Origin of the sequence: Carboxydocella sp. ULO1 (genome assembly GCF_002049255.1) — a bacterium.
GTDB lineage: Bacteria > Bacillota.
Genome location: NZ_BDLQ01000058.1, coordinates 144377 through 153352, shown reverse-complemented (window position 1 = coordinate 153352; position 8976 = coordinate 144377). Strand labels below are relative to the sequence as shown.

The window sequence follows — 8976 nt, the reverse complement described above, 5'->3', positions numbered from 1 at the left end:
CCTGGCCCATATTACCGGCGGGGGACTGCTGGAAAATATCCCGCGGGTATTGCCGCCGGGTCTGGGGGTGGAGTTAACCGCCGGCAGCTGGCCGATTCCACCGATTTTTGATTTGATTGAGAAGCTGGGGCATATAGCCAAAGAGGAAATGGCCCGTACCTTTAATCTGGGGATTGGCATGGTGGCTATCGTCGCGGCTGAGGAAGCGCCTGCCATCGCTGACCGTTTGACGGCTGCCGGGGAAAAGGTCTATACCATCGGCCGGGTGGTAGCCGGGGCCGGAGTGCAGGTGGTGTGAGATGCTAAAACTGGGAGTGCTGGTTTCCGGGCGGGGCTCAAATTTGCAGGCATTGCTGGATGCCCGGGGCCGGGGAGAACTGAAAGCAGAAGTGGCGGTAGTGATCAGCGACAAGGCGGGGGCCCTGGCTTTAGAACGAGCCAGGGCCGCCGGAGTGCCTGCCTATCATGTTGATCCCAGGGCTTATCCGGATAAAGCAGCCTATGAACAGGAAATCTGCCGGCTGCTAAAGGAAAATGGAGTGGAACTGGTAGTGCTGGCTGGTTATTTGCGCCTGGTGGGACCGGTGCTGCTGGCAGCCTACCCGGAGCGGATTATCAATATCCATCCTTCGTTGTTGCCCGCTTTTCCCGGGCTGGAGGCCCAGCGCCAGGCCTGGGAATACGGGGTAAAAATCAGTGGATGCACGGTGCATTTCGTTGATGAGGGGCTGGATAGCGGGCCCATCATCCTGCAGGCAGCCGTGCCGGTGGAGGAAGGGGATACGGCAGCTGAGCTGGCGGCCCGGATTCTGGCTGAGGAACATAAACTTCTGCCCCGGACAGTCAATTTGATTGCCGAAGGCAGAGTAAAGATAGTAGGGCGGCGGGTACAGATTGAGCTGCAGGACAGAAAGGAGGCTTTCTGATGAAACGAGCGCTGATCAGCGTTTCTGATAAAACCGGGGTGACGGAACTGGCTCGGGGTCTGGTAGAACTGGGCTGGGAACTGGTTTCCACCGGAGGTACTTATAAGACCATCAAGGAAGCGGGAATTCCCGTAACCTATGTCAGTGAAATTACCGGTTTTCCTGAGATTCTGGATGGACGGGTAAAAACCCTGCACCCCAAAATCCATGGGGGCATCCTGGCCCGGCGCACGCCGGAACACCTGGCCCAGCTGGCCGAACAGGGAATCGGGACTATTGATCTGGTGGCTGTTAACCTCTATCCCTTCCGGCAAACCATCAGCAAGCCGGGAGTGACTCTGGAGGAAGCCATCGAGAATATCGATATCGGGGGCCCGGCCATGGTACGGGCTGCCGCCAAAAACCACGAGAGCGTGGTGATTGTAGTCAATCCCCAGCGCTATTCCCAGGTCCTTAACTATTTGCGGGAAGAAGGGGAAGTGCCTTTGGTTATGCGCCGCCAGCTAGCAGCGGAAGCATATTGCCATACGGCCCAGTATGATGCCATGATCAGCCAGTATCTGTTTGGCCAGGCCGGGGAACGGCCGGGATTGCTGACAGAAGACTTGATTCTGGCCGGCAACAAGGTGCAGACGCTACGTTATGGCGAAAATCCCCAGCAGCAGGCAGCCTTTTATCGCCTGCCCGGCTATGCTGCCTCCGGAGTAGCCGGGGCGGAACAGCTGCAGGGCAAGGAACTGTCCTTCAATAACCTGCTGGACACCCAGGCGGCCTGGAATCTGGTCCAGGAATTTACCCAGCCGGCGGCGGTGATTGTTAAACACAACAATCCTTGCGGAGCAGCTATTGCCGAAGATATTGCCACTGCCTACCGCAAGGCCCTGCAGGCTGACCCGGTTTCCGCTTTTGGCGGGATAGTTGCCCTTAACCGGGAAGTGGATGGAGAAACGGCCAGAGAGCTGACGGAAATCTTTCTGGAAGTGATTGCTGCCCCTGCCTTTAGTGAAGAGGCCAAAACCATCCTGGCAGCCAAATCCAACCTGCGCTTACTGGTTATGCCTGCCGGGAATGCCACCGTATTTCCCTATGACCTGCGGGTAGTAGGCAGCGGTCTCCTGGTCCAGGAAGCTGATACAAGAGAAATAACTGCTGCTGATCTGCGGGTAGTGAGCCAGAAACAGCCCACACCGGAGCAAATCGAGGAAATGCTGTTTGCCTGGCGAGTGGTCAAGCATGTTAAATCCAATGCTATCGTGGTTACCAAAGGGGGCGTTACCCTGGGAGTCGGAGCTGGTCAGATGAACCGGGTGGGTGCGGCCCGCATTGCCCTGGAACAGGCCGGCGAAAAGGCAGCCGGGGCGGTCCTGGCTTCAGATGCTTTCTTCCCCTTCCCCGACACGGTGGAACTGGCAGCCCGGGCCGGAATCAGTGCTATCATTCAGACCGGTGGGGCCCTCAGGGATGAGGAAGTAATCGCAGCGGCTGACCGGTTGGGCCTGGTAATGGTACTGACGGGAGTGCGGCATTTCAAACACTGAGGAGGTAAGGGATCTTGAAAGTGCTGGTTATAGGCGGAGGCGGCCGGGAACATGCCCTGGTCTGGAAAATCGCTCAGAGTCCCAGAGTGGAAAAAATCTATTGTGCGCCGGGCAATGCGGGCATTAAAGCCCTGGCTGAATGTGTAGAGATTGCCGCTGATGATGTGGAAAAACTGCTGGCCTTTGCCAGAGAAGAAGGTATAAACTTAACTGTGGTGGGGCCGGAAGCGCCTTTGATGGCCGGGATTGTGGATGCTTTCCGGGCGGAAGGGCTGAGGATTTTCGGCCCTACCCGGGCTGCCGCTGAACTGGAAGGCAGCAAGGCCCTGGCCAAGGATTTGATGGCCAAATACAACATCCCGACGGCAGCTTATCGGGTTTTTACCGAGGCGGAACCAGCCAAAGCCTTTATCCGCCAGCTGGGGGCTCCCTGCGTAGTTAAGGCCGATGGTCTGGCGGCAGGCAAGGGGGTAATCGTGGCCCGGACTCTGGCGGAAGCGGAAGCTGCCGTGGACCTGATTATGGGAGAAAGGGCCTTTGGTTCTGCCGGGGACCGGGTGGTGGTGGAAGAATACCTGGAAGGACAGGAAGTGAGCATCCTGGCCTTTACCGATGGTCGCACCGTTATTCCCATGGTTTCCGCCCAGGACCACAAGCGTATTTTTGACGGCGACCAGGGGCCCAACACCGGCGGCATGGGGGCCTACTCCCCGGCCCCCATCTACACGCCCGAGGTAGCGGCGGTAGTGGAACGGGAAATACTCCTGCCCACCATCCAGGGGATGGCGGCAGATGGCCGTCCCTATCAAGGGGTATTGTATGCCGGGCTGATGTTGACCAAAGATGGTCCGAAAGTGCTGGAATACAATGCCCGTTTCGGTGATCCGGAAACCCAGGCTGTCCTGCCCCGGCTGGAGACTGACCTGGTGGAAATCATGGAGGCGGTGATCGATGGCCGTCTGGATGAAATCCAGATTCAGTGGAAGCCGGAAGCGGCGGTATGTGTGGTAATGGCGGCAGAAGGCTATCCCGGTCCCATTACTAAAGGGGATGAAATCCAGGGCCTGGCTGAAGCGGCAGCGACAGGGGCGCTGGTTTTCCATGCCGGGACAATGGCCGAAGGTGAACGCATCCTCACGGCCGGGGGCCGGGTGCTGGGGGTGACGGCCCTGGGGGCAAACATCGAAGAGGCGATTCAGAAGGCCTACCAGGGCGTGGAGTGCATCAGTTTCCGGGGTATGCAATACAGAAGGGATATTGGGGCAAAAGCGTTAAGATAACAGGAAAAATCCCATCTCTTGAGAAAGGAGATGGGATTTTTTGCATATCTATAGCATCTGATGGAAAAAAATGATAAGATAAAAACAGATGGAGGGAATAAACTATGCCTGACAACTATTTTTCCGAAAGCGCTGTGCAATACCGAATTAAATCCTATCAAGACTACCTTAAATTACCGGAAGGAGAAAGATGGGAAATCATCGACGGCCAAGCCTATGCTATGGTAGCTGCCCCATCCTGGCAGCATCAACAAATAGTTCTCGAGCTGGCGAGCACCATCCACTCTTACCTGAAGCAGAAAGGAAACTGCCAGGTCTATGTGGCCCCCTTCGATGTCAGACTGATCGATGCAGGAGAAACCGAGCAAAACTGCTGCAATGTAGTACAGCCGGACATCAGCGTCATCTGTGACCGTACCAAACTGGATGATAAAGGCTGTCTGGGGGCCCCGGACTGGATTATTGAGGTGGTTTCCCCCTCCCATACCTCCCATGATTATGTGCGCAAGCTGAATCTTTATGAACGATTCGGGGTACGGGAGTACTGGATCGTCAACCCTGATTCCCGCCATATCCTGGTGTATCGCCTGGGAGAGCAAGGAGGTTATGGTGCCCCAATCATGATCCGGGAAGGGGAAATCGCCCAACCTGGCTTGTTCCCGGAATTGAACATTGACAGCCGGGAACTGTTTGCGGAATAGGGAAATGGGGGTATGATCATGTCGGATAACCATTTTTCCGAAAGCGCTGTGCAATACCGTATTAAAACCTATCAAGACTACCTAAAATTGCCGGAAGGAGAAAGATGGGAACTCATTGACGGACAAGCATATGCGATGGTAGCGGCTCCTTCCCGGCGCCATCAGGAGATAGTGACTAATCTAATCGCTATAATCAAACCTTTTTTGATGAAAAAGGGGATATGTAAAGCTTATGTAGCCCCTTTTGATGTCAGGCTGCCGGAGGAAGGAGAAACCGAGGAAAACTGCCGCAATGTAGTACAGCCGGACATCAGCGTCATCTGTGACCGTACCAAACTGGATGATAAAGGCTGTCTGGGGGCTCCGGACTGGATTATTGAGGTGGTTTCCCCCTCCCATGCCTCCCATGATTATGTGCGCAAGCTGAATCTTTATGAGCGATTCGGGGTACGGGAGTACTGGATCGTCAACCCTGATTCCCGCCATATCCTGGTGTATCGCCTGGGAGAGCAAGGAGGTTATGGTGCCCCAATCATGATCCGGGAAGGGGAAATCGCCCAACCTGGCTTGTTCCCGGAATTGAACATTGACAGCCCGGAACTGTTTGCGGAATAGGGAAATGGGGGTATGATCATGTCGGATAACCATTTTTCCGAAAGCGCTGTGCAATACCGTATTAAAACCTATCAGGACTACCTCAAATTGCCGGAAGGAGAAAGATGGGAAATCATCGACGGGCAGGCCTATGCCATGGTAGCGGCTCTTTCCCGGCGTCATCAGGAAATAGCGGGCTATCTGTTTAATAAAATCTATTCATATTTACAGCAGAATGGGACATGCAAAGTCTATGTAGCCCCTTTTGATGTCAGGCTGCCGGAGGAAGGAGAAACCGAGGAAAACTGCCGCAATGTAGTACAGCCTGACATCAGCGTCATCTGTGACCGTACCAAACTAGATGATAAAGGCTGTCTGGGGGCCCCGGACTGGATTATTGAGGTGGTTTCCCCCTCCCATGCCTCCCATGATTATGTGCGCAAGTTGAATCTTTATGAACGATTCGGAGTTCGTGAGTACTGGATCGTCAACCCTGATTCCCGCCATATCCTGGTGTATCGCCTGGGAGAGCAAGGAGGTTATGGGGCCCCAATCGTGATCCGGGAAGGGGAAATCGCCCAACCTGGCTTGTTCCCGGAATTGAGCATTGATACCCGGGAACTGTTTGCGGATTAATTCAGAAAAAACAATTGCTAAGAAGGAAATACCACGGGGAGCGAAAAGGTTTAAGGCAGTTGCCTCCTTTCGCTTTTTTTTATATTATACCAGATATAAGGAATAAATAAGGAGCAGTAAGATGAAACTGGATGAGCTATTTATCGAAAAGGTTATGAAGAAAGTAAATAATTATTTATTACGGTATGAACCGGAAAAAGCCTTGCGTTTACTGGACCGTGAGCTAAAAAAACATCCTCAGGCCTGGCCGCTGGCAATGAAGAAGGCAATTATTCTTTTCGAGGAGGGGGAAATGGCAGAGGCTGAACAGCTGTTGCTTACAACCAGGGAGCAGTATCCCGAATTGCCGGTGGTCTATTTCTGGCTGGCGCGCCTGGCGCTGGAACAGATGCAACTGGAAAAGGCTCTGCAGTACTGTCAGACCTTGCTGGAGCTGGAACCTTTTGATGCGGTTAACTATGTACTGCGGGCAGAGGTTTACGAACTGCTAGAGCGAAACCAGGAGGCGGAAGGGGATTATACTAAGGCGTTGGAGCTAGAGGAAAAGACTGACCTCTACTACCGACGCAGTTATGTCCGTTTCTTGCAAAAAGATTTTGAGGGAGCTCTGGCTGACCTGGAAGAGGCCCGGCAGGCAGCCCTGACTGATGAAGAAAAAAGCCGGGTGGAATTTGGTACGGGTGTGGTTCTGGCGGGAATGGGCCACTATGATGCGGCAGAACGGGCCTTCAACCTGGCCCTGGAGCTTTACCCCGATTATTTTGCCGCCCATGAGCAACGGGCTTTTTGCCGGCTGGAACTGGAAGACTGGGAGGGGGCACTGGAGGATAGTGAATGGCTGCTGGCAAGAAGGCCGGATGAGGACCGTTTCTGGTGGTTGAAAGGCCTGGCGTTATACCGGCTGGGACGAGTGGAGGATGCTTTGCTGGCTGCGGAAAATTATCTGCAGCAACATCCGGAGGATCCGGCGGCCTATTTCAACTTGGGCCTGATGTACGAAGAGCTGGGAGAACTGAAACAGGCAACAGAATTTTACTCCCTGGCCCTTGAGCTGGACCCTGGCTATGCTGAGGCCTATTTGCGCCGGGCCTGGAGTAATTATCAGCAGCTGGAACTGGAGAAAGCCCGAACAGATTTGCTCTGGTGGGTTTATACTGCTTTTTCCGATAGTGACCTTACCACCATGCGGGCGAGGCTGGCAGAGGCCCCTGGTTTTGATGAAGAGTTTCTGAACTCAGTGAGTGAACAGCTGGAAATGGGGCTGCCACAGGATAAAAGCTTTTTATGCTGATGGCGAAATTTGCTGCAATTTTTGGCAAGGATATCCTGCAACGGTGTCGAATACCCCTGGTGTACAGAGTTAAAACTTTGGAGGCCGATTTGGCCCTGGCAGCGGCAGGAGGTCTCAACAATCTGTTGCTGGCGCGCTATCGACGCTATATAGTCGTCGAACATGCCTTATTTTCCGGGCGGCCAGTACTGGGGCTGATCACCCTGGGTACTCCGCCCTCGCCCCACTTGCTACTCCAACTCAATGTTTTCTTCTCTGCTGGCAATAAATTGGCCAGTTGGTAATGGAAACAAAATCTGATATAATGTCCATAAAGGCCGCCCATGTAATACTGAGGGGGGAAGGACTATGCCAACCAGAATGAGGTTAACAGACATTAACTTGTTGGAAGTCCTGAGTTCGCCGGAGTATGCCCGGTTCTTGAAAGAGTTTCGGGAACAACAGTTTTCTAAAAAGGCAATACTTTTTTCACCGAACGACGAGAAAAATCTGGTGTTTTTGGTGAAATCGGGGAAAATCAGGGTTTACCTGGCTTATGAGGATAAAGAATTTACCCTGTCCATTTTGGAGGCGGGTGATATATACAGTACACATACCCGGGCTTTTACCCAGGCAATGGAAGACACAACTATACTGGTTACCGATGTCCGTAATTTTAAAAAGATTATTGCCGAGTTTCCTGCTTTTGGTTTAAATATGGTTAATGTGCTGGGGGATTTGCTGAAAAACTCAATTACGATAATTAATGGTTTGGTTTTTAAAGACACCCATCTAAGATTGGCGGAATTTTTGGTTCAAGCTGTGAAGGACAGAGGCGTGACGGTAGAACAAGGAATCAAGTTAGAGCTGGGCTTAACTACTGAAGAAATTGCTCTGGTTCTGGGGGCTACCCGTCAAACGGTTTCAGTTCTTTTAAATGATCTGAGAAAATCGGGTATTTTAGAAAAATTGAGTCGGCGAACTATTTTGGTTAAAGACTTGAAAAGATTACAGGAAATATCTTCAGGTTTCTAATGAGGGAGCGAAAATGCTATTTCGCTCTTTTTTTTATGCAATGTGTTGCGATACCGCAAAAAAGCATGGCTGAATTTTTTTTGAAAACTGTCGGCTACCCGACAGATTTTTTTTTTAATTCTTCGCTAAAGTAAAAATAGCATAAATTTTTTGAAAGTTCATTGAAAGGAGGCTAAAAATATGAGCAAAACTGTTCACAACGTAGAAGAGTTAAGTCTGGACACCGGGGTTCAGGAAATGTTGCTTAAAGCCCGGGAAGATGGTGTGGAGACTGCTTTTGACCGAAGTGAGGCGATGGGTGCTCGTTGTAAATTTGGGCTATTAGGGGTTTGTTGTAAACGCTGTCTGGAGGGACCCTGCCGAATTGTTCCCGGAGGCAAGGGACCTCAGGCGGGAGTTTGTGGGGCAACGGCTGATGCTATAGTTGCACGGAATTTCTTGACCCTGGTTACTGAGGGAGCGGCTCCCCATATAGAGCATGCCAGAGAGGTAGCATTAACCCTGCTGGAAACTGCTGAAGGAAAGGCGCCCTATAGTATCAGCAACCCTGATAAACTGCTGGATATTGCCGCCAGGTTAGGTCTGACAGTTGATGGCAGGGAAATTAAGGAGGTAGCCAGGGAGGTGGCTCTTAAGGCCCTGGAAAACTTCCAGCAGCAATTTGGCGTACTCCCCTGGTTAAAAATCAAGGCTCAACCAAAGACTGTAAAAAGATGGCAGAGTTTAAATGTTTTGCCTGTTAATGCCCATCTGGAGGTAACTAATGCCGTCAACCGGCAGGCCATGGGATGTGATGCCGATCCGGTTAACCTCCTGTTAGGTGCAATACGGGTAGCCTTGACTGATGGGTATGCAGGGCTGCACCTGTCTACTGACTTGCAGGACGTACTGTTTGGTGTCCCGGCTGTGGTCAAGTCTGAATACCGGCTAGGGGTAATTAAAGAAGATATGGTTAATATTTCCGTAAACGGCCATATACCCATGCTTTCTGAAAAA

Annotated in this window: 10 protein-coding genes and 1 pseudogene; all 11 read left to right on the top strand. The window is 52.2% G+C overall.

The window, feature by feature from the left end:
• Positions 1-298, top strand: a 298-nt coding sequence (locus ULO1_RS15180) for an AIR synthase-related protein (protein WP_242947923.1), incomplete at its 5' end; no start/stop codon positions are given.
• A gap of 1 nt (position 299) precedes the next feature.
• Positions 300-926 (top strand): phosphoribosylglycinamide formyltransferase, encoded by a 627-nt coding sequence (gene purN, locus ULO1_RS08980; RefSeq protein WP_079907980.1) that lies wholly within the window; start codon positions 300-302, stop codon positions 924-926.
• Positions 923-2464: a bifunctional phosphoribosylaminoimidazolecarboxamide formyltransferase/IMP cyclohydrolase gene (gene purH / locus ULO1_RS08975; RefSeq protein ID WP_079907982.1), complete on the top strand. Its 1542-nt coding sequence runs from the start codon at positions 923-925 to the stop codon at positions 2462-2464. Before purN ends, purH begins: the two co-directional genes overlap by 4 nt.
• Positions 2465-2478: 14 nt before the next feature.
• Positions 2479-3744: a phosphoribosylamine--glycine ligase gene (gene purD, locus ULO1_RS08970; protein ID WP_078666711.1), complete on the top strand. Its 1266-nt coding sequence runs from the start codon at positions 2479-2481 to the stop codon at positions 3742-3744.
• Between the two features lie 104 nt (positions 3745-3848).
• Complete coding sequence (locus ULO1_RS08965) at positions 3849-4445, top strand: Uma2 family endonuclease (RefSeq protein WP_079907340.1); 597 nt, start codon at positions 3849-3851, stop codon at positions 4443-4445.
• A gap of 18 nt (positions 4446-4463) precedes the next feature.
• Positions 4464-5060, top strand: a complete 597-nt coding sequence (locus tag ULO1_RS08960; protein WP_079933414.1) for a Uma2 family endonuclease — start codon at positions 4464-4466, stop codon at positions 5058-5060.
• 18 nt (positions 5061-5078) lie between these two features.
• A complete protein-coding gene (locus tag ULO1_RS08955; protein ID WP_143311981.1) occupies positions 5079-5675 on the top strand; it encodes a Uma2 family endonuclease in 597 nt (198 codons plus the stop codon).
• A gap of 121 nt (positions 5676-5796) precedes the next feature.
• A complete protein-coding gene (locus ULO1_RS08950) occupies positions 5797-6966 on the top strand; it encodes a tetratricopeptide repeat protein (RefSeq protein ID WP_079933413.1) in 1170 nt (389 codons plus the stop codon).
• Positions 6960-7250, top strand: a complete 291-nt coding sequence (locus ULO1_RS08945) for a hypothetical protein (RefSeq protein ID WP_079933412.1) — start codon at positions 6960-6962, stop codon at positions 7248-7250. The genes ULO1_RS08950 and ULO1_RS08945 overlap by 7 nt, the downstream gene beginning before the upstream one ends.
• 64 nt (positions 7251-7314) lie before the next feature.
• Positions 7315-7980 (top strand): Crp/Fnr family transcriptional regulator, encoded by a 666-nt coding sequence (locus ULO1_RS08940; protein ID WP_079933411.1) that lies wholly within the window; start codon positions 7315-7317, stop codon positions 7978-7980.
• 180 nt (positions 7981-8160) lie between these two features.
• Positions 8161-8976 (top strand): annotated as a pseudogene (locus ULO1_RS08935) (carbon monoxide dehydrogenase); the annotation flags it as partial.